A 20,788-nucleotide genomic window follows, 5' to 3' on the forward strand; every position below is an offset into this window, starting at 1 on the left:
CGACAGGACGAGGGCGCTGCGGCCCTTGGCGCGCCAGGCGTCCCGGCGGGCGATGCGCAGGGCCGCGGCCCAGGGGTGGTACCAGGAGCGGAGCGGGGAGGTCACAGGCCGGCCGCCCGCCCGGAGAGCAGCGAATCGGCCCCGCTGCGCAGGGTCTCGTCGACGACGGTGCCGTCGCGCAGGAAGACGACCCGGTCCGCCCAGGCGGCGAAGCGGGGTTCGTGCGTGACCAGGATCCCGGCCGCGCCCGCGTCGCAGCGGGTGCGCAGCAGGGCGAGTACGGACTCGCCGGTCTCGGAGTCGAGGGCACCGGTGGGCTCGTCGGCGAGGACCAGGCGGCGGTCGCCGACCAGGGCGCGGGCGATGGCCACGCGCTGCTGCTGGCCGCCCGACATCTCGTCGGGGAAGCGGTGGGCGAGCTGCACGAGGCCCATCTCCTCCAGCGCGGCGAGGGCGGCGGTGCGGCCCTTGCGGGCGGAGACGCCGTCGAGTTCGAGGGGCAGGGCGACGTTCTCGGCGGCGGTGAGCGCCGGTATGAGGTTGTAGTCCTGGAAGACGTAGCCGATGCTGCGGCGGCGCAGCGCGGCGAGCTGCTTGCGGCTCGCGGTGGTGATGTCGACGCCCTCGACGACGACCCGGCCGCTGGTCGGGGTGTCGAGGCCGCCCGCGAGGGTGAGCAGCGTGGACTTGCCGGAGCCGGACGGGCCCATCACGGCGACGAGTTCGCCGGGGTGGACGCTGAGGTCGATCCCGCGCAGGGCGTGCACCTCGGTGGGGCCGCTGCCGTGCGTGCGGACGAGCTGGTCGAGCTGGAGTACGGGCTGTGTGCGGTGCTGGTCGGGCATGAGGGGTTCCCCCTGGGAGCGGTGGTTCAGCCCCGCCGCGTGCGGGCGGTACGGGGCCGGCCGGCGGTGGTGCCGGCGGCGGGCTCGGTGACGGATCCGGTGGCGGTGGGCCCGGGCGGGGCGGGCTCGGAGGGTGCCCGGGCGGCCTGCTGGGAGATCCGTACGAGCCGTGCCTCGGAGTGGTCGAGCCAGCGGGCCTCGGCCTCGGTCTGGAAGATCAGCTGTTCCAGGACCAGCAGCCAGGCCAGGTCGTCGCGTTCGTCCGCCCGGCCGCTCTCGATGGCGGCGAGGGCCTGTGCCTTGAGCCGGGTGTAGTCCTGCATGGCCTGGACCGTGGCGTGCCGCTGGGACTGGATGACGGCGCGGATGTCGACGCCGGGGGCGCCGACGGCCATGGCGAGCTTGATGGACAGCTCGTCACGGGGCGGGTTGGTGCGGTCGACGGGGCGCTCGTACCACTGGTGCAGTTCGGCGCGTCCGGTGTCGGTGATGACGTAGAGGGTGTGCCCGGCCGGGTCCTCGCCGCCGGGGGCGACGAGGCCGTCGCGCTCCAGGCGGGCGAGGGTGGTGTACACCTGCCCGACGTTGAGCGGCCAGGTGGAACCGGTGCGGGACTCGAATTCGGTGCGCAGCTGTGAGCCGTACCGGGGGCCCCGTTCCAGCAGGGCGAGAAGGCCGTGGCGAATCGACATACTCAGTATGTATACCGAGTATGCCGTCGCTCGCAAGCCTGCCCCGGACGGGACCGGACGGGCCGGGACGGCCCGGAGCCCCGCGGGGTCCGTCAGCGGCCGCGCCGCAGCCGCACGCCCATGTAGCCGAGGCCCAGCCCCATGAGGGCCAGTCCGGTGCCGAGCGGCACCAGGTGGGCGGCCAGGTCGGCGGCCCGCTCGTTCGGCCCGGTGCCGAGCGCGTTGACCGAGGCGGGCGGGTCCGGTTCGACGTGCGGCAACGGTTCCGGGGCGACGCCCTCCGGCGGCACCGGCGGCACGGCCGGAACGGCCGGCTCCGCGGGCGGCCGCGCGGGGTGCGCCGGACGCGCGGGACGGCCGGGACGGTCGGGCTGGTCGGGGTGGTCGGGGTGAGCGGGCCGGCCGGGCCGCACCGGCCGCGACACCGGGGCCAGCTCGACGGAGGCCGGCTCGGCGGCGGGCCGCCCGGGGCGCTCCCGGCCGACGCCCGCTGCGCTGCCGGCGAGTTCCTCGTACGCCTCGTCCGGTACGTCGGCCACGTGCGCGGCACCCGCGGGCGCGGCGGCGCCGGGGGCGCGGGCGGGGGTGGCGCTCGCCGGCGCCGCCACCAGCAACAGCGCGGCTGCGAGCGCGGCTCCGGCCGCCCGGTGCGGTGCGCGGAGGCGGTGGATCACGGGGAGCCCCTCCCGTTCCGGGTGACCGATGAAGCGGAAGTGACCGACACGACGGAAGCGACCGGCACGACCGAAGCGGAAGCGACGGCCACGACCGGAGCGGTAGCGACCGGCACGACCGGAGCGGAAGCGACCGACACGACGTGCTCAGATTTACATAATGGGGCAAAAGCGGCATCCCGGGCCGCCCATAGGGGTGGCCCGGGATGCCGGGTGTGTCGTGCGGGGCCCCCGGGGAACCGGGGCGGCCCCTACTGCGGGTTGCCGGTGGAGACGATCAGCGTGAACTCCGTGTCGTCCTTGGCGACGTCCGTACCGGCCGCGGGCAGCTGCTCCAGCACGGTGTCCTGGCCGTAGACGGCCTCGTCCCGCATCTCGATCTCGTAGCGCCAGCCGGCGGCCTGGAGGCACTCCTTGACCGAGCGGAGGTTCTTGTACCGCAGGTCCGGCGCCATGACCTTGTTCGCGTCCTTGTAGGACTTGCTGGCCTTCTTGCACTTCTCGGCGTCGATCGTCCGCGAGAGGTCAGGCCCCTTGTGGCCCGCCGCGGCCGATCCGGACGCCGACGCGCTCGGGGTGCTCGGCCCGGCCTGCGGGTCCTCGTCCTTGCCGTTCATCGAGATCGCCGCGATGAGACCGCCGACGGCCAGCAGGGCCACCACGATCGCGCCCACGATGACGGGCGTGTTCCGCTTGCCGCCGCCGGAGCCGCCCGCTGGACCGGAACCCGATCCGCCGGTGTTCGACGGCGAGATGGTGAACGGCGCCGGGGTCTGCGGCGCGTACTGCTGCGCGGGCGGCGGGGTGTGCACGCCCTGCTGCGGGTACGCGTAACCGCCCTGGTGCTGCGGCGCGGGCGTCGGCGCGTACGGGGACGGCGCCGGCGTCTGCGGGTTCTGGTAGGGCTGCTGGAGCGCGTGCGGCGGCGGCGACTGGAAGCCGGAGTCCACGGGCGGGAACACGGCCGAGCCCACGCCCGCGCCGCTGCCGCCGGTGACGGCGCCGGGCACGATGACGGGGGCGCCCGTCTGACCGGCCGACAGCACCCGCATCAGGTCGTCGCGCATCGCGGCGGCCGTGGGGTAGCGCTCGTTCGGGTTCTTCTTCAGCGCCCGCGCGACCAGCGCGTCCATCGCGGGAGTGACGGACCGGTTGATCGTTGACGGAGCGACCGGCTCCTCCTGGACGTGCGCGTACGCGATCGCCAGCGGCGAGTCCGCCTCGAACGGGATGCGTCCGGTCAGCAGCTGGAACAGCATGATGCCGACCGAATACAGGTCGGAACGGGCGTCCACGCCGCGCCCCAGCGCCTGCTCCGGGGAGAGGTACTGGGGGGTGCCGACGACCATGCCGGTCTGCGTCATCGAGGTGACCCCCGACTGCATGGCCCGGGCGATGCCGAAGTCCATCACCTTGACCACGCCGCGCTTGGTCATCATCACGTTGCCGGGCTTGATGTCGCGGTGGACCAGGCCCATCTCGTGGCTGGTCTCCAGCGCGGCCAGCACGTCGGCCGTCACCTTCAGCGCCTTGTCCGCCGGCATCGCGCCGTACTGGCGGATGTCCGACTCCAGGACGGAGCCCAGAGGCTGACCTTCCACGTATTCCATGACGATGTAGGGCATCACGGTGCTGTCGCCGCCGGCGGGACCGCCGAAGACGACCTCGCCCTCGCCCGTGTCGAAGACCGAGACGATATTGGTGTGCGACAGTTTCGCAACAGCCTGCGCCTCGCGGCGGAACCGCTCGCGGAAGGACGCCTCGCGCCCCAGTTCGCTGTGCAGGGTCTTGATCGCAACCTGCCGGTCGAGGGCGGAGTCGTACGCGAGGTAGACCGACGCCATGCCGCCCTCACCCAGCAAATCCCTTAGCTGGTAACGGCCACCGGCCAGAGAGCCGCCTGCGTACCGGCCCTGTGTGCCGTCCTGGCTCATGACTGTTGCTTCCCCTCGGGCTGTGTCCCTACGCGTCTGGCTGAGCGCATGTGGCGCCCAGTCTGCCGGAGGGCAAGCACACGTCAAGCCAGGTGCCCGTTCCGTGACCACGGTGCCACGGGGTGCCTTCGTCCGAACGGTGACCGGTTCCGAGGCTGTAGCGTTCATCGGAGCACCCGATGAGGACCCGATGAGGACCTACCGCTAGAGCGGACGAGAGAGACGACGGCGAGGACTGATGGCACCCGAACCCGAGGGAAACGGCGCCGGGATGGCTGACGGTCCCGAGCACTGGGGCGCGGGCGGCCTGGTCGGGGACGGCCGTTACCGGCTGACCCACCGCCTGGGCCGCGGCGGCATGGCGGAGGTGTTCGCCGCCGAGGACGTGCGCCTCGGCCGCACCGTCGCCGTCAAGCTGCTGCGTGCGGACCTCGCCGAGGACCCGGTGTCCAAGGCCCGCTTCACGCGCGAGGCCCAGTCGGTCGCCGGCCTCAACCACCACGCCGTGGTCGCCGTGTACGACTCGGGCGAGGACCGGGTCGGACCGAACGTCGTCCCCTACATCGTGATGGAGCTCGTCGAGGGCCGCACCATCCGCGACCTGCTGATCAGCGCCGAGGCCCCGGGCCCCGAGCAGGCGCTGATCATCGTCTCGGGCGTGCTGGAAGCCCTCGCGTACTCGCACCAGCACGGCATCGTGCACCGCGACATCAAGCCCGCGAACGTCATCATCACCAACACCGGTGCGGTGAAGGTGATGGACTTCGGCATCGCCCGCGCCCTGCACGGCGTGCAGTCGACGATGACGCAGACCGGCATGGTCATGGGCACCCCGCAGTACCTGTCGCCCGAACAGGCCCTCGGCAAGGCCGTGGACCATCGCAGCGACCTGTACGCGACGGGCTGTCTGCTCTACGAACTCCTCGCGCTGCGGCCCCCCTTCACCGGCGAGACCCCGCTCTCGGTGGTCTACCAGCACGTGCAGGACGCCCCGGTGCCGCCCTCGCAGCTGCCCGAGGGCCACACGATCCCGCAGGAACTCGACGGCCTCGTCATGCGGTCGCTCGCCAAGGACCCGGACGACCGGTTCCAGAGCGCCGAGGAGATGCGCGGGCTCGTCCAGTACGCCCTCCAGATGCTCCAGGAGCAGGGCGCGAACACCGGTACCTGGAACACCGGCCCGGTCACGATGGCGCTCCCGCACGGCCAGCCCGGCGCGGCCACCACGGCGATGCAGCCGGCCGGCAACGGCGGCCAGCACCCGAACCAGTTCCCCTCGCACGCCACGACCTCGCAGTTCCAGCGGCCGATGGTGCCCCCGCTCAACCCGGACGACGGCTCGGCCTTCCCGGGCGGCGGCGGTCACGGCGGCCAGGGCGGCGGGCAGAACGGCCACGGCGGCTACGACGACCGCCCGGGCGGCGGCCGCTGGAAGATGATGCTGTTCGCCCTGCTCGCGGTGCTCGCGATCGCCGGCGGTGTGGCGTACGCGGTGAAGACCTTCAACGAGAACGGCAACAACAAGGACAAGTCGCCGGGCGTGAACCAGAGCTCGCCGGGCGCCTCGCAGAGCAGCCAGGGCGGCACGGACCCCGAGACCCCGTCGAGCCCGTCGGCGCCGGAGACCTCGCGCACCCACGACGAGACGTACGTGCCGACGCCGAGCCGGAGCAAGTTCACTCCGAGCACCAGCCCGACGCCGAGCACCAACCCGCCGTCGAGCCCGGCGCCGTCGAAGTCCACTCCGGTGGAGTCGCCGGTGTCGAAGCCTCCTACGCAGGATCCGCCGACCACGAAGCCGTCGCCCCCCGACGGGGGCAGCGGCGACCCGGGGCCCAACGGGTAGCGCGTCCCGGCGTACCGGAAAGGGTCCGGCGGAATTCCTTCCGCCGGGCCCTTCCGCGTATCCGGACGACTCGTCCGATGATCACAGTGCGTGTTGGTATTGCCGTTCCCGCCGGTTCGGATTCCCGAGGGTGTGCACGGTGACGAGCTGGGGTTCGACGCGCATGTAGACCGGGTCGAACACCGCTCCGTCCACGAAATGCGGCCCCGGACCGAAAAGTTCCAGTTCCGCGGTCGTCGGTTCGACGATCTCCGCGGTGCCGGTGAACTGCACCGACCAGAGCGCGGCGTCGGGGGAATTGAAGTTGTCGGCCCCGTACGAGACGACACTGCCGTTGCAGGCCTGGTGGTAGCCGAAACCGGCGTGCATCCGCAGCACGACCTTGCCTTCCACCACGATGTGGCGGGCGAGGGCGAGGAAGGGCAGCGCGCGCATGCTGGTGGCGACCCGGCCGTAGGGCACGCGGCGCAGCAGTTCGATGGCGTGGAGTTCCTCAGGGGACATGCGACCACTCTCCGGCACCGACGAGCGGTCGGGAAAGAGGAGCCCGCCCCGATGATCGGGGACGTTGGTCCCGAATGGTCCCGGCGCGCCCCGGGCAGCCCAGCGGACACCCGAGGCCTACCGGGAAGGGTGGCCACGGCCGTGCGCCGCCACTCAGCGTGACGGCCGCCGTGCCGGCCGCGTCAGCGCTTCTCGGCCTGGAGGCGGGCCACGTACGCGGCGGCCTGGGAGCGCCGCTCCATGCCCAGCTTCGACAGCAGGCTGGAGACGTAGTTCTTGATCGTCTTCTCGGCCAGGTGCAGCCGCTCGCCGATGACCCGGTTCGTCAGGCCCTCGCCGATCAGGTCGAGGATCTTCCGCTCCTGCTCGGTGAGGTTGGAGAGCCGGTCGTCACCCTTGCCGTTCTTGCCGTCGCGCAGCCGCTCCAGCACCCGCGCGGTCGCGACGGGGTCCAGCAGCGACTTGCCGGCGGCCACGTCGCGGACGGCGCTCAGGAGCTCGTTGCCGCGGATCGCCTTGAGGACGTAACCCGAGGCACCCGCCATGATCGCGTCGAACAGCGCCTCGTCGTCGGCGAACGAGGTCAGCATCAGGCACTTGATGTCCTCGTTCTGCGAGCGCACCTCCCGGCACACCTCGACGCCGCTGCCGTCCGGGAGCCGCACGTCGAGGACCGCGACGTCGGGACGGGTCGCCGGGATGCGCACCAGCGCGTCCGCGGCGGTACCGGCCTCGCCCACGATCTCGATGTCGTCTTCGACCGACAACAGCTCATGAACACCCCGACGTACCACTTCGTGGTCGTCCAGGAGGAATACCTTGATTTTTCCGTCTTCGCGCACGAAGTCAGTTTCACACACTCACCCCTTCCCTGCCGGAGTTACCCGGGATAACGTGCCGTTGTTCCGGCCCCCTGCAAGGCTGTGACCAGTGGTTGTTCGCGCCCTCGCCGATTTACTTGGATATCCAAGCAAAATCGCAGGTCAAACGGGGTTTCGCGGTTATACGGCGCACTGGGTAACGTGCATTGCGCAGGGCACTCGCCGGGGCACCTGTCACGCCTGAATCCCGTACTCGACGCGCACCCACCCCGTGCGCGGGTACAGATGCAGGTGAGCCGCACTGGACCCCGGAGAACCCGGGTGCCGGACCGACGGAGGAGCACACGTGACCGTGGAGAGCACTGCCGCGCGCAAGCCGCGACGCAGCAGCGGCACCAAGCGGGCGGCCGGCGCGGCGAGCGCCCGCAAGACCGCCGCTGCCACCGCACAGCCGCACGACGCCGAGCCTCAGCTCGTACAACTGCTGACGCCCGAGGGAGAACGGGTCGAGGTCGCGGACAATCCTGACCTCGCCGAGTTCGCGCCCTTCGTCGCGGACATCACCACCGAGGACCTGCGCGGGCTCTACCGCGACATGGTCCTCACCCGCCGCTTCGACGGGGAGGCGACCGCCCTCCAGCGTCAGGGCGAGCTGGGCCTGTGGGCCTCGCTGCTGGGCCAGGAGGCGGCGCAGATCGGCTCCGGACGGGCACTGCGCGACGACGACTACGTCTTCCCGACCTACCGCGAGCACGGCGTGGCCTGGTGCCGCGGCGTCGACCCGACCAACCTGCTCGGCATGTTCCGCGGTGTGAACCACGGCGGCTGGGACCCGACGGTCAACAACTTCCACCTGTACACGATCGTCATCGGCTCGCAGACGCTCCACGCGACCGGCTACGCCATGGGCGTGGCCAAGGACGGCGCGGACTCCGCGGTCATCGCCTACTTCGGCGACGGCGCGTCCAGCCAGGGCGACGTGGCCGAGGCCTTCACCTTCTCGGCGGTCTACAACTCGCCGGTCGTGTTCTTCTGCCAGAACAACCAGTGGGCCATCTCCGAGCCCACCGAGCGCCAGATGCGCGTACCGCTCTACCAGCGCGCCCAGGGCTTCGGCTTCCCCGGCGTCCGCGTCGACGGCAACGACGTCCTGGCCTGCCTCGCGGTCACCCGCTGGGCGCTGGAGCGGGCGCGCCGCGGCGAGGGCCCGACCCTGGTCGAGGCGTTCACGTACCGCATGGGCGCGCACACGACGTCGGACGATCCGACGAAGTACCGGCGCGACGAGGAGACCGCGGCCTGGGAGGCGAAGGACCCGATCCTGCGCCTGAAGGCCCACCTGCTGGCCTCCGGGGGCGCCGACGAGGCGTTCTTCGCGGAGCTGGAGGCGGAGAGCGAGGTCCTGGGCAAGCGCGTGCGCGAGGTCGTACGGGCCATGCCCGACCCCGACACGATGGCGATCTTCGAGAACGTCTACGCGGACGGGCACGCGCTCGTCGACGAGGAGCGCGCGCAGTTCGCCGCCTACCTCGCGTCCTTCGAGGGTGGGGAGTGACCACCATGGCCATCGAGAAGATGTCGATCGCGAAGGCGCTCAACGAGTCGCTGCGCAAGGCCCTGGACACGGACCCCAAGGTCCTGATCATGGGCGAGGACGTCGGCAAGCTGGGCGGCGTCTTCCGCATCACCGACGGGCTCCAGAAGGACTTCGGCGAGGAGCGGGTCATCGACACCCCGCTCGCCGAGTCGGGCATCGTCGGCACCGCCATCGGCCTGGCCCTGCGCGGGTACCGGCCGGTCGTGGAGATCCAGTTCGACGGGTTCGTCTTCCCCGCCTACGACCAGATCGTCACGCAGCTCGCGAAGATGCACGCCCGCGCGCTCGGCAAGATCAAGATGCCGGTCGTCATCCGCATCCCGTACGCGGGCGGCATCGGCGCGGTCGAGCACCACAGCGAGTCCCCGGAGGCGCTCTTCGCGCACGTCCCGGGCCTCAAGGTGGTCTCGCCGTCGAACGCCTCCGACGCCTACTGGATGCTCCAGCAGGCGATCCTCAGCGACGACCCGGTGATCTTCTTCGAGCCGAAGCGGCGCTACTGGGACAAGGGCGAGGTCGATGTCGAGGCCATCCCCGGCGAGCTCCACAAGGCGCGCGTCGCCCGCTCCGGCACCGACATCACCCTGGCGGCCTACGGGCCGATGGTGAAGGTCTGTCTGGAGGCCGCCGCCGCGGCCGCCGAGGAGGGCAAGTCCGTCGAGGTCGTGGACCTGCGCTCGATGTCCCCCGTGGACTTCGACGGGCTCCAGGCCTCCGTGGAGCGCACCCGCCGGCTCGTGGTCGTCCACGAGGCCCCGGTCTTCCTGGGCATGGGTTCCGAGATCGCCGCCCGCATCACGGAGCGGTGCTTCTACCACCTGGAGGCGCCGGTGCTGCGCGTCGGCGGCTTCCACGCCCCGTACCCGCCGGCCCGCCTGGAGGACGAGTACCTGCCCGGCCTGGACAGGGTGCTCGACGCCGTCGACCGCTCGCTGGCGTACTGAGGAGCCACGTTCATGACGATCCGCGAATTCAAGATGCCCGACGTGGGCGAGGGCCTCACCGAGGCCGAGATCCTCAAGTGGTACGTCCAGCCGGGTGACACCGTCACCGACGGACAGGTCGTGTGCGAGGTCGAGACGGCGAAGGCGGCCGTGGAGCTGCCGATCCCCTTCGACGGGGTCGTGCACGCGCTCCTCTTCGAGGAGGGGACCACGGTCGACGTCGGCCAGGTCATCATCTCGGTGCAGACCGCGGCCGGTGCCGGCGCCCCGGCCGAAGCCCCGGTCGCCGAGGCCCCCGCCGTCGCGACGGGCTCGGAGGCCGCCGCGGCCGACGAGCCCGCCCCGGAGGCCCGCCAGCCCGTCCTGGTCGGGTACGGGGTCTCCACCGCCTCGACGAAGCGCCGGCCGCGCAAGGCCGCCGACGGTGCGCCCGCGCAGAACGGCACCGCCCCGGCCGTGGCCGTCCAGAACGGCAGCGCGGCCCCGGCCGCCGCCGTCGCGGTACCGGCGCAGCCGACGGGCGAGCGCCCGCTGGCCAAGCCGCCCGTGCGCAAGCTCGCCAAGGACCTCGGCATCGACCTGGCCACCGTGGTCCCCACGGGCGAGGGCGGCGTCGTGACCCGCGAGGACGTGCACGCCGCGGCCGCCGCGGCGATCACCCCGCAGGCGGTGGCGCCCGCCGCCGCCCCCGCGCCCGCCGCCGTGCCGGCCCCCGCGGCCGTCCCGGCTCCGGCCGTCGCCGTGGACGCGTCGGCCCGGGAGACCCGGATCCCGGTCAAGGGCGTCCGCAAGGTCACCGCCCAGGCGATGGTCGGCTCGGCGTTCACCGCGCCGCACGTCACCGAGTTCATCACCCTCGACGTGACCCGGACGATGAAGCTGGTCACCGAGCTCAAGGCCGATCCCGACCTGGCCGGACTGCGGATCAACCCGCTGCTCCTCATCGCCAAGGCCGTCCTCGTGGCGATCCGCCGCAACCCGGACGTCAACGCGTCCTGGGACGAGGCGGCCCAGGAGATCGTGCTCAAGCACTACGTCAACCTCGGGATCGCCGCGGCGACCCCGCGCGGCCTGATCGTCCCGAACATCAAGGACGCCCACGCCAAGACGCTGCCCGAGCTCTCCGAGGCCCTGTCGTCCCTGGTCGCCACGGCCCGCGACGGCAAGACCTCCCCCGGCGACATGCAGCACGGGACCATCACCATCACCAACGTCGGCGTCTTCGGGGTCGACACCGGTACGCCCATCATCAACCCCGGCGAGTCCGCGATCCTCGCGGTCGGCGCGATCAAGCTCCAGCCGTGGGTCCACAAGGGCAAGGTGAAGGCCCGCCAGGTCACCACCCTGGCGCTGTCGTTCGACCACCGCCTCATCGACGGCGAGCTCGGCTCCCGCTTCCTGGCCGACATCGCGGCGGTCCTGGAGCACCCCCGCCGGCTCGTCACCTGGTCGTAGCGCGCACCGCTCCGCCGAGGGCCGGCCCCCCACCCGGGGGCCGGCCCTCGGCACGCGCCACCTGACGGATCCCGCGGATAACCCCTGGCGGGGCACACCACCCGGTGTGATCATCTCCGGGATGAACTTCCGCGCTGCCACCGCAGACCCCGCAGACCTCGACCGCGCCCTCGGCTACCCGGCCGACGGGCCCGTCGCCGCCCTGACCACCGACCGCGTCCGCGAGGAGCTGGCCGCGCACCGGATCCGTCCCGAATGGATCTGGTTCGCCGAGGACGAGGACGGCCGGATCCTCGCCCGCGCCCTGTGGTGGGGGCGCGCCGACAGCGAGCGGCCCGTCGCCCTCGACTGCCTCCAGGTACGGGAGGACGTCGCCGACCCGGCCGCGCTCGCCGCCGCCCTGCTGGCCGCCGGGCACGCCGCCTTCGGCAAGTCCCCGGTCTACAACATGTCCCTACCGCGCGGCTGGCGCTCCGACCCCGCGCTGGCCGCAGCCGTGGCCTGGCGGCAGGAGGCCGCGTCCCGGGCCGGTCTGACGCAGGAGGTCGAGCGGCTGCGCTACGAGTGGACCCCGGCCGCCGGGACCGCCGAACCCACCGGGCGCCTCGTCTTCCGCGAGGGCACCGACGAGGAGTTCCTCGACGCGTTCGCCCGGCTCTCCCGGGGCAGCCTCGACCTCAACACCCAGCAGGAGCTGGCCACGATGACCGAGGAGCAGTTCGCCCGGGACGACTTCGCCTTCTACCTCGACTGCCCCGGAGACCGTTCCTGGTGGCGCCTGGCCGACCTCCCCGACGGCACCCGCGCGGGCATGGCCATCCCCTCCGCGACCCCCTACCACCGCAACGTCGGCTACCTCGGCGTCGTCCCCGAGCAGCGCGGCCAGGGCCTCATCGACGAGATCCTCGCGGAGATCACCCGCTTCCACGCCGCCGCCGGCGCCGAACGGATCACCGCCACCACCGACACCGTGAACGCCCCGATGGCCGCCGCCTTCGACCGGGCCGGCTACGAGGTCACCGAGATCCGTCTGGTCCTGGAGCGGCCCGCCGGGACGTGAGCCCGCGCGGCGCGTGAATCCGGGGCGTGGGCACCCGGGGCGTGTGAATCCCGGGCGGGTGAATCCGCGGCCCCGGCGCGGTAGCCTCCCGCCCGGGAAAGGGGGGTCCGCGTGCCCATCACCGAGCTCCAGGTGTACTCCGTCGAACGGGCCGACGTCACCGGCGGGGTGTGCCTCGTACGGTGCCTCGGCGGCGCCGCCCGGCCCGGGCAGGTGTACGCCGCCGGGGCGTCGAGGCTCGGGCTGCGCCGCATAGAGGCCGCCGGGCTGGCCGTGCCCTCCGCCGGCGGCGGCCGCGTGGTCCGCGTCCACCTCACGGGCCCCATGGTCGCGCTGCTCGCCCGCGGGCAGGTCCTCACCTCGGTACCGCCCGACGGGCACGCCCTGGAGGAACTGGAGGCCTGGCTGGCCACCGGACCGCCCCTGCTGGAGGAACCGCACCCGCGGACCCTGCGCGTCCTGGCCGCGGTACGGATGCGGGACGAGGACCTCCCCGACGGGGTCCGCCTGCGCTGGGGCCGGGTCGCGCTCGCCGCCACGTACCGCTGCGCCGAGGCCGAGGAGGCGCCCGACCTCGCGCGCGGCTCCGAGCTGGCCGCCGTCCGCAGCTACCTGATCCGCCGGTTCGGCCCCGGACGCGGCGGCGATCCAGCGGGCCTGTGCCGGGAACTGCTGGAGCTGATCGACCTCACCCCGCAGGAGGCCCGGGCCCGGGCCGCCGGCTGGCGCGACCTCCCGCCGCCCCGGATCCTGCACCTGCGCCGCATCAAGAGCCTGATCGCCTGGATGGTCCTCGTACGCCCCCACCTGGCGGCCGACGACCCCCTGGCGGAGGCCGTCGACGCCTGGTCGGCGGTACGGGCCCACCTGCCGTGACCAGTGCCGTGACCGGAAAGGTCCACCGGGTCTAGCTCGCGTTGCCGGCGACCTTGGACGGGGTGATGCGCACGATCACCCGGACGTCCCCGGCGGGCGCTTCGGCGTACTCCTTGCCGGCGCCCGGGCCCAGGTACTCCTCGGCGATGCGGACGGCCACCGCCCGGCCGGCGTCCTCGGTGACGGTGGCGGTGCCGCGGATCTCGGCGTACAGGTAGGGGTTGGCGAGGTCGAACACGGTCAGGCCGACCCGGCCGTCACGCACGATGTTCCGTTCCTTGCGGCGCCCCCGCTCGGTGGAGACGAGGACGTCGTCGCCGTCCCGGGTCACCCAGACCACCGAACTCTGCGGGCTGCCGTCCGGGTTGATCGTCGACAGGACCGCGGGGTGCGGGGAGTCGAGGAGCTGTCGCACGGTGTCGTTCAGCGTGATCGTCATGCGCCCGAGGGTAGTCGGCGCGCCCGGGGCCCCGGCGGGCTTCGCGCAGGCGCCCGAAGACTAAGCCAAGTCCGTTACCGCCAGGGGATGTTGAGCCACGGGCTGGTGGGTTCGGTGGTGAGCGTCAGATGGGTGGCGAGGGAGGACGCGTACCACTCGCCGAACTCCTCCTCGTCGAAGTGCAGGCACCGCCCGAGCGCGTACCCGGCGGACAGTTCCTCCCACGACCGGTACGTGCCGACGGCCGCCTCGCCCGCCCTGACGACGGCGCGCTCGGTGTCCTCCAGGGTGCAGTAGCGGGCCGCGAGCCCCCAGCGGGCCATCTGCGAGGCCCGGCCGAGGTCCCAGCCCTCGACGGAACGCACCCAGCCGTCCTCGGGGAGCAGCCCGTCGGCGCGGAAACGCTGCTCGTAGCGGGTGATCCGGCCGATGAGCCGCCGCACCCCGGCTATCTCCCCCGCGAGCTCGGCGGCGGGCCGCGGCTCGGCGACCGTCACCCCCTCCGGGGTGAGCTTCGGTTCGGTGGCCTGCTCGGCGCTGCGGCGCAGGCCGTACTCGGCGGCGTGCCGCCAGTGCTCCACGTCGACGGGGCCGGCGAAGTCGGAGGCGAGCATCCGGCGCACCCGCAGGGCGAACTCCCAGACGGGGCTGACGACTTCGGCGGCCTGCATGCGCCGCAGCACCTCGAACCAGCCGGCGGCGTCCGTGATCCCCCACGCCTTGCGCAGGCGCTCGCGCTCACGGGTGTAGCCCTTGCCGTGGTAGGCGAGGGCGTTCCAGAACTCCCCGTTGGAGACCGCCAGATGGGCCCCGACGGCCAGGCCGTGCGCGACGGGCCCGTGCAGCGGCCCGCCCGTGTGCAGGGCGTGGACGGCGCCGGGGGCCAGGCCCCAGGCGGGCGCGGCGTCCCAGTGCGCGCGCCAGCGGGCCCGGTCGGCGGGCGTGGTGCTCAGGTACGCCTCGGCGGGCGTGCCCGGGTTCACGGCGAGGTACGCCGGGTCACGCTCGTCCCAGGCGTTCGCGAACCAGGCGAGGCTCTGGCGCAGGAAGACGGTCCCGGGGTCGGGCGCGGGCAGCATGCCCCGGGTGTAGACGGCGAGGCTGCCGTCCCGGGGGGAGGGGTGGAAACGGGCCGTCCGCGGATCGGCGTCGACCTGCGCGCGGGACTGCGGGAGGAACAGTTCGGCGCGGGCGAGGGCGTCGAGGTACCCGGGCCAGTCCCCGCGCGTCTTCGCCCCGTACAGCTCTCTCTCGATCGCGCTCGGCGCCGTCCAGCCATCCATACCGGGACCCTATACGGACGTCCCGGACACCCCGGGGCCCGGTCGTGGCATGGTGCGGCCATGACATCAGCCGATGGTCCCCCCACCGTGTACTGGCGCCCCGGATGCGTCTTCTGCATCAAGCTCCGGGTCAAGCTCAGGCTGACCGGCACCCGGTACCGGCCGGTCAACATCTGGCGCGATCCCGACGCCGCGGCCTTCGTCCGCAGCGTCGCCGACGGCAACGAAACCGTCCCCACGGTCGTGGTCGGAGCGGGTCCGGCCATGGTCAACCCCACGCTGCGGCAGATCCGCGCGGCCGCTGCGGCGGGGCGGTCCGCTCAGTAGGGTGTCCGGCCCGGGGACACGCACCGGGGCGGCGCGGCGGCGGGAGACGGGCATGCGGGGCGGAACGGTGGCGGTCGTCGGCGGGAGCATCGCGGGCTGCGCGTTCGCGGCGGCGGCGGCCCGCGCGGGCGCGGACGAGGTTGTCGTACTGGAACGCACGCGCGGCCGGCTCGCCGACCGGGGCCTCGGGCTGTGCGTCCACGACGAGCGGGCCGCCGAGCTGACCGCCGCCGGGACGCTGCCCGCGGGGATCACCGCGCACCGGCTGGAGCGGCGCCGGTGGGTGGTCCGGGACCCCGGGGCCGAGACCGGGGCCGGGCGCGGGGCCGGGGACGGCGGGCGGCTCGTCTGGGAGCAGCCCTTCCCCTTCCACTCGTACCACTGGGGCCTGCTGTGGCGCGGGCTGCGCGCGGCGACCCCGGAATCGGTGGTGTACCGGCAGGGCGCGACGGTGACCGGCGTGACCGGGGGCGGCGACGGAGCCGTCCTGCGGCTCGCGGGCGGCGCCGTCGAACGGTACGACCTGGCCGTCGGCGCCGACGGGTACCGCTCCGTGGTGCGCGAGGCGCTCTGCCCCGGAGCACGGCCGCACTACGCCGGGTACGTGTGCTGGCGGGGCAACCTCGACGCCGCCCGGCAGGCGGCGGCCGGCGACGCCGACCCCTTCCCCGAAGCGGTGACCACCGTCTGCTTCCCCGGCGGGAGCTGCGTGATCTACCGGATCCCCGGCCCGGACGGACCCCGGGTCAACTGGGTGCTGTACGCCGCGCCGCCCCAGGACGGGCGGCTGCGCCTCGACGACCCGACGAGCTTCCCGCCGGGCGCGCTGACCCAGGAACTCTCCACCCACCTGCGCGCGTTGCTGGAGCGGGAGTTCCCCGCCTACTGGGGGCGGGTGCTCGCCCTGACCGACCCGGCCGACACGTTCGTGCAGCCCATCTACGACCTGGAGACCACGTGGAACGCCGGCGGGCGGCTGCTGCTGGCCGGTGACGCGGCCACCGTCGTCCGCCCGCACAACACGAGCGGCGCCGCCAAGGCCCTCCAGGACGCCGCCGCCTTCGCCGCGGCCTGGCGGCGGGCCGACTCCTGGGACGGGCTGCTGCGCGACTACCGCGAGGCCCGGGGCGCGGCCGGGCGGGAACTGGTCGCGCTGGCCCGCCGGCTCGGCCGCGCCCAGGTCGAACGGACCCCGCCCTGGCCGGCGATGACCCCCGCCGAGGTGGCCGCCTGGTGGCAGACCCAACTGGCCGGTGCCCCCGGGATCGGCGGCCGGGCGATGACCCCGTAGGACGGTCGCACGACCTGGACCCCCGACCCCCGGCCCTCTACCCCCGGCCGGCCAGTGCCGCCTCCAGGCGGGCCACGTCCTCGGCGTCCTTAGGCCGTCGGGGGCGGCCCGGGATCCACACCGGCGTCATCCGCTTGATCTCGATCTGCGCGGCCGGGGAGACGACCCGGCACTCCAGGGAGCCCAGCCGTCCCGGCTCAGCCTCGGCCAGCATCCCGGCGGGCCACGGCGTCCCCGCCCACGGGCCGCCGGCCACCACGACCCGGCCCCGGGCGTCCCGGTCGAGCAGGGCGAAGCTCTGCTCCTCGCCGTCGCGCACGAGGTCCAGCTGTTGGCCGTCCGCGCGCAGGACCCGGTACCCGCGGGCGACGAGCGCCCCGGTCAGCCGGCCGGCGTCGCGGGACCAGGCGAACCAGTCGACGTCCTCGTGGTCCCGGGTGATCCGGCCGAGCCAGAAGTCCACGGCCCAGCCGCCCCGCAGCCAGACCTCCACCCCGAGCGCGCGCACCTCCGCGATCATCGCCAACTGCCGTTGTGCCCGTGCGGTGTCCATGGGGGCACCGTACGACCCCCGTGCCACCGAGCGACCGTACGGACCCCCTTGACGGGGTTCCGCGCCGGGGAGACGTTCAGGGGTCTCGCATCGACACGGTTGCAGCCGGGGGGCCGTCATGCCGCAGGAGTCCGTCCAGACCGCGGGGGAGCTGCGGGCGCAGCTCGTGGCGTACGGGGCGAGGTGGTCCGTCAGCGAGCACCTTGCGGACGGCGACCCCGTGCCGAGGCCCTCGCTCGGTCTGGAGCCGGGGGCGAAGCTGACGCCCGCGGCCGAGGCGGGCCCCGTCGACCTGCGGGCCCTCGTCGGGCACGCGAGCGGCAATCCGGACCTCACCCGGCGCAGGGCCGCGCACGAACTGCTGCCGGGGGCGCGGGCGGGCGCGGGCGCCGGGCGGCCCGTCGCCGTGGACTGGCGCGTCCGCTGGGGCGTGCCGTGGCTCACCCGGGTCAAGGACCAGAACCCGTGCGCGTCCTCCTGGGTGTTCGGGGCGACCGCCCTCGTGGAGTCGATGGCCCGGATCGAGCACGGGGTGTGGGCCGAGCGGTCCGAGGGGGACGTCCACGACGGGCTGAAGACGGCCTGCGGGCAGGGCGGCGACCCGGAGACCGCCCTGGACTGGATCAAGACGAACGGAGGCCTCGCGGACCCGGACTGCTGGCCGTACGGCACCCCGCCCCCGGGGCTGCCCGCCGAGCGGCGGGACGCCTGGCGGGCCGAGTACACGCCGAGCTGGGACCGGTCGGGGCGGACCGTGCGGATCACCGACTACGTGCGGCTGGGTGACGTCGAGCAGCAGAAGGCCTGGCTGGACGCGGTCGGGCCGCTCACCGCCTGCTTCGACGTGTACGACGACTTCTTCGGGCTCGGCGCCGGGGTCTACCACCGCACCAGCGACCGGCGGGCGGGCGGCCACTGCGTGCTGGTCGTGGGCTACGACGACGCGGCGGGCTGCTGGCTGTTCCGCAACTCCTGGGGGACGGGCCACCACGTCGGCGGCTACGGCCGGATCGCGTACGGCGAGGCGAACGTCGACCACTGGGCCAAGTACGGCCTGCGCGGCACGAACATCGACCCCTGGAGCAAGCGCCGTCTGCACGCGGGCAGCGTCTACGAGAGCGGCAACGGCCGCGCCCACCGCAACTTCGAGATGTCCGCCACCGCGGGCGGGGGCCGGCTGCGGCACTGGTGGCGCGACGGCGACGCGCCCTTCGCCTGGTCCCGGGCGGAGACCTACGCGCACGACGCCTCGGGCCAGCCCGCCTTCACCGGCACCACCTACAACCGGAACATGGAGTCCCTCCACGTCACCACCGGCGGCCGGCTGCGCCACTGGTACTTCGAGCAGGCCGTCCGGGTCTGGCGCGACGGCGGTGCCTTCGGCCCGGGCGACGCGGCCGTCGGCTCGACCCCGGCGTTCATCCAGAGCGACTACGGCAAGCCGGGGAACTTCGAGGTGGTCGTCCGGACCGCCGACGGCCGGCTGAACCACTGGTGGCGGATCAACGGCGCCCCCTGGACGTGGAACGACGGCGGCCGTTTCGCCTCCGGCATCGCCCACTACGGGCCCGCCCTGGTCCAGACCCGCGCCCGCCGCCTGGACCTCGTGGCCGCCCGCGCCGACGGCCGGATGCAGCTGTGGTGGCGGGACGACCCGAACGGTTTCACCTGGCGTCCGGGCGAGGTCTTCGGCGGCGGCATCACCTCCGCGCCCTGCCTGGTCGAGGCCCAGCACGGGGCCGCGGACGAGGACACCGCCGGGAACTACGAGCTGTGCGCGGCCCGGGCCGACGGGCGGGTGGAGCACTGGTGGCGGGGCAACGCGTCGGGTGCGGGCTGGGCCCGGGGCGCGGTCTTCGGGCACGACGTGCTGGCCGTCACCGGGATGCTCCAGGGCAGTTTCGGGTTCAACCTGGAAGTCGTCGTGCTGCGGACCGACCGCCTGCTCCAGCACTACTGGCGGGACGGTTCGGGCTGGCACGAGGGGCAGGTCATCGGCCCGGCCTGAGCACCCCGGGGTCCCGGCGCCCCCGGGCCCGGGCGCCGTGGGAGGAGTGTGCCGTGGAGGTGCGCGCGATCGTGCTCGGCCCCGGGGAGTCGTACACGCTGCGGCTGACCGGCCGCGGGGCGCGCGGGTACGTGTGGACCTGGCGGGTGACGGGCGACGAGGACGCGGTCGCCGTGTCGGAGGCCGACGGCCCGGCGCGGCCGGAGCCGGTGCCCGGCGCGGTGGTGGAGCGGGCGTACCTGGTCCGGGCCGGCGGGCGCGGGGGCCGGGCCCGGATCCGCTTCGCCCAGGTCCGGCCCCCGTACCCGGAGGAGGCCCCGTACGACGAGTTCCTCTTGGAGGTCACCGTCACCGGCGGGCGCTGAGCACCCGGTGCTGCACGGTCTCCAGCGGACCCCGGGCGAAGCGGCGCAGCCACAGCCACGACCCGGCGGCCAGGACCAGGCTCACGGCCGCCCACAGGCCCATCACCCACCAGGGCCCGGTGCCGGCGAAGCGGGTGGCCAGGCCCAGCCCGAAGCCGTAGCAGAGCAGTACGCACAGCGCGTTCTGGGCGACGTAGCAGGACAGGGCGGTCCGGCCGACCGAGCCGAGGGCGGTGACCAGCGGATCCGGCAGCCACAGCCGGTCGAGGGCGATGCCGATGAGGCCGATGTAGCCGACGGCGACGAGCGGGGCGATGCCGTAGCGGTTCAGGGCGAAGAGCTCGTCGCCGGCGAGGGTGGCCGCGGCGGTCAGCGGCAGGCCCAGGCCGAGGCCCCAGGCGGCCATCCGGGCCCGGATGCGGCGGCCGGCGGCGGTGGCGGTGAAGGCGCCGGCGCGGTGGAGCCGGACGCCGAACAGGAAGAGGAACACCAGCAGCCCGAAGGAGAAGACGGGCTCGATGCGCAGGGCGGCCGCGTTCTCCAGCCGGAAGAGGACCTGGGCGGGGTAGCTCCCGTCGGCGTACAGGGCGACGGCGTCCGGGTCCGGGCCGGTGGGCCCGGTGCCGGAGGAACCGGACTCGGCGGCCAGGGCGAGGGTCAGCAGCGAGAGCAGGACCAGGTGCAGGGCGCCGGCCGTCCACATGGCCCGGCGCCGGACCTTCTCGGAGCGGGCCAGCAGCCAGGCGACGAGGAGGGCGGTGACCGCGTACCCCATCAGCACGTCCCAGGCGAAGACCAGCAGGAAGTGGACGGTGCCCTCCACGAAGAGGAAGGCGGCGCGGCGCCAGTAGCGGCCGGGCCAGGGGTCGCCGCGGCGGGCGGCGGAGTCGTACTGGATGGCCAGGCCCACCCCGAACAGGACGGTCAGCAGGGACAGGAACTTGCCGTCGGCGAGGGCCCGGAACACGGTCGCGGCGACGTGGGCCGGGGAGGGGTCCGCGAGCAGGTCGCCGGAGCCGAGGCCGCCCTGGAGGACGCCCCACTCGGATCCGGGCGAGGAGAAGATCCAGACGTTGGTCATGAGCGTGCCGAGGATGGCGGCGCCGCGCAGGACGTCGAGGAGGGGCAGCCGGGCGGTCCGGGGCGGCGCGGGGGCGAGCAGTGTTTCGGCCATGGCTCCAGCGTCCCGGCGTGCGGGGCGGCGTACGTCCTGCCGGTGGACGAACGCGCGGTACATCCTTCGATGCACACGGCGGCCGGCGCCGTCCACATCC

20 protein-coding genes are annotated in these 20,788 nt (G+C 73.7%); 10 read left to right on the forward strand and 10 right to left on the reverse strand.

Features of this window, described 5'->3' with window-relative positions:
- Nucleotides 1–101: 101 nt before the first annotated feature.
- The 4 genes from ABZZ17_RS08400 to ABZZ17_RS08415 form a co-directional block, all read right to left on the reverse strand.
- Nucleotides 102–845 carry an ABC transporter ATP-binding protein gene (locus tag ABZZ17_RS08400; protein ID WP_356873372.1) on the reverse strand — a complete coding sequence of 248 codons (744 nt, stop codon included), beginning with the start codon at nt 843–845 and terminating at the stop codon, nt 102–104.
- Nucleotides 846–871: 26 nt separating this feature from the next.
- A complete protein-coding gene (locus tag ABZZ17_RS08405) occupies nt 872–1,537 on the reverse strand; it encodes a PadR family transcriptional regulator (protein WP_356873374.1) in 666 nt (221 codons plus the stop codon).
- Between the two features lie 92 nt (nt 1,538–1,629).
- Nucleotides 1,630–2,211 (reverse strand): hypothetical protein, encoded by a 582-nt coding sequence (locus ABZZ17_RS08410; protein ID WP_356873376.1) that lies wholly within the window; start codon nt 2,209–2,211, stop codon nt 1,630–1,632.
- 251 nt (nt 2,212–2,462) lie between these two features.
- Complete coding sequence (locus ABZZ17_RS08415; RefSeq protein WP_356873378.1) at nt 2,463–4,145, reverse strand: protein kinase; 1,683 nt, start codon at nt 4,143–4,145, stop codon at nt 2,463–2,465.
- Between the two features lie 238 nt (nt 4,146–4,383).
- Between ABZZ17_RS08415 and ABZZ17_RS08420 the strand changes: the two genes are divergently transcribed.
- Nucleotides 4,384–5,991 (forward strand): protein kinase, encoded by a 1,608-nt coding sequence (locus tag ABZZ17_RS08420; RefSeq protein WP_356873380.1) that lies wholly within the window; start codon nt 4,384–4,386, stop codon nt 5,989–5,991.
- A gap of 81 nt (nt 5,992–6,072) precedes the next feature.
- Here the strand turns inward: ABZZ17_RS08420 and ABZZ17_RS08425 are convergent, their stop codons facing one another.
- Nucleotides 6,073–6,495, reverse strand: coding sequence for a pyridoxamine 5'-phosphate oxidase family protein (locus ABZZ17_RS08425; RefSeq protein WP_356873382.1), 423 nt, complete (start codon nt 6,493–6,495; stop codon nt 6,073–6,075).
- Between the two features lie 182 nt (nt 6,496–6,677).
- The gene (locus ABZZ17_RS08430) at nt 6,678–7,337 is read right to left on the reverse strand and encodes a response regulator transcription factor (RefSeq protein WP_030225053.1); all 660 of its coding nucleotides are present in this window, start codon (nt 7,335–7,337) and stop codon (nt 6,678–6,680) included.
- A 325-nt stretch (nt 7,338–7,662) separates the two neighbouring features.
- Between ABZZ17_RS08430 and pdhA the strand changes: the two genes are divergently transcribed.
- From pdhA to ABZZ17_RS08455, 5 genes are all read left to right on the forward strand, one after another.
- Nucleotides 7,663–8,871: a pyruvate dehydrogenase (acetyl-transferring) E1 component subunit alpha gene (gene pdhA, locus ABZZ17_RS08435; protein ID WP_356873384.1), complete on the forward strand. Its 1,209-nt coding sequence runs from the start codon at nt 7,663–7,665 to the stop codon at nt 8,869–8,871.
- 5 nt (nt 8,872–8,876) lie between these two features.
- Entirely contained in the window at nt 8,877–9,857 is a 981-nt protein-coding gene (locus ABZZ17_RS08440; RefSeq protein ID WP_356873386.1) for an alpha-ketoacid dehydrogenase subunit beta, read from the forward strand.
- 12 nt (nt 9,858–9,869) lie between these two features.
- Nucleotides 9,870–11,312, forward strand: a complete 1,443-nt coding sequence (locus tag ABZZ17_RS08445; protein ID WP_356873388.1) for a dihydrolipoamide acetyltransferase family protein — start codon at nt 9,870–9,872, stop codon at nt 11,310–11,312.
- 121 nt (nt 11,313–11,433) lie between these two features.
- On the forward strand, nt 11,434–12,372 hold the full coding sequence (locus tag ABZZ17_RS08450) for a GNAT family N-acetyltransferase (RefSeq protein WP_356873390.1): 939 nt from the start codon (nt 11,434–11,436) through the stop codon (nt 12,370–12,372).
- 111 nt (nt 12,373–12,483) lie between these two features.
- Nucleotides 12,484–13,248: a hypothetical protein gene (locus ABZZ17_RS08455; RefSeq protein ID WP_356873392.1), complete on the forward strand. Its 765-nt coding sequence runs from the start codon at nt 12,484–12,486 to the stop codon at nt 13,246–13,248.
- A 31-nt stretch (nt 13,249–13,279) separates the two neighbouring features.
- Here the strand turns inward: ABZZ17_RS08455 and ABZZ17_RS08460 are convergent, their stop codons facing one another.
- Nucleotides 13,280–13,687, reverse strand: coding sequence for a PPOX class F420-dependent oxidoreductase (locus ABZZ17_RS08460; RefSeq protein ID WP_356873394.1), 408 nt, complete (start codon nt 13,685–13,687; stop codon nt 13,280–13,282).
- Between the two features lie 74 nt (nt 13,688–13,761).
- Nucleotides 13,762–14,970 carry a DUF1266 domain-containing protein gene (locus tag ABZZ17_RS08465; protein WP_356873396.1) on the reverse strand — a complete coding sequence of 403 codons (1,209 nt, stop codon included), beginning with the start codon at nt 14,968–14,970 and terminating at the stop codon, nt 13,762–13,764.
- A 60-nt stretch (nt 14,971–15,030) separates the two neighbouring features.
- Here ABZZ17_RS08465 and ABZZ17_RS08470 point away from each other — a divergent pair, with 60 nt between their 5' ends.
- Together ABZZ17_RS08470 and ABZZ17_RS08475 are read left to right on the forward strand one after the other, a co-directional pair.
- Nucleotides 15,031–15,297 (forward strand): glutaredoxin domain-containing protein, encoded by a 267-nt coding sequence (locus tag ABZZ17_RS08470; RefSeq protein ID WP_356873398.1) that lies wholly within the window; start codon nt 15,031–15,033, stop codon nt 15,295–15,297.
- Nucleotides 15,298–15,349: 52 nt separating this feature from the next.
- Entirely contained in the window at nt 15,350–16,588 is a 1,239-nt protein-coding gene (locus ABZZ17_RS08475) for a monooxygenase (RefSeq protein WP_356873400.1), read from the forward strand.
- A gap of 37 nt (nt 16,589–16,625) precedes the next feature.
- Here ABZZ17_RS08475 and ABZZ17_RS08480 read toward each other — a convergent pair whose 3' ends face one another.
- Nucleotides 16,626–17,141, reverse strand: a complete 516-nt coding sequence (locus ABZZ17_RS08480) for an aminoglycoside adenylyltransferase (protein WP_356873402.1) — start codon at nt 17,139–17,141, stop codon at nt 16,626–16,628.
- 118 nt (nt 17,142–17,259) lie between these two features.
- Here ABZZ17_RS08480 and ABZZ17_RS08485 point away from each other — a divergent pair, with 118 nt between their 5' ends.
- Nucleotides 17,260–19,149 (forward strand): C1 family peptidase, encoded by a 1,890-nt coding sequence (locus ABZZ17_RS08485; protein WP_356873403.1) that lies wholly within the window; start codon nt 17,260–17,262, stop codon nt 19,147–19,149.
- A 53-nt stretch (nt 19,150–19,202) separates the two neighbouring features.
- A complete protein-coding gene (locus ABZZ17_RS08490) occupies nt 19,203–19,514 on the forward strand; it encodes a protease inhibitor I42 family protein (RefSeq protein WP_356873405.1) in 312 nt (103 codons plus the stop codon).
- On the opposite strand, the gene ABZZ17_RS08495 is transcribed toward ABZZ17_RS08490, so the two are convergent.
- Nucleotides 19,498–20,688, reverse strand: a complete 1,191-nt coding sequence (locus tag ABZZ17_RS08495; RefSeq protein ID WP_356873407.1) for a DUF418 domain-containing protein — start codon at nt 20,686–20,688, stop codon at nt 19,498–19,500. The two genes, ABZZ17_RS08490 and ABZZ17_RS08495, sit on opposite strands and share 17 nt — an antisense overlap.
- Between the last annotated feature and the right edge of the window lie 100 nt (nt 20,689–20,788).

The sequence above is a fragment of the Streptomyces sp. NPDC006512 genome, from assembly GCF_040611935.1.
GTDB lineage: Bacteria > Actinomycetota > Actinomycetes > Streptomycetales > Streptomycetaceae > Streptomyces.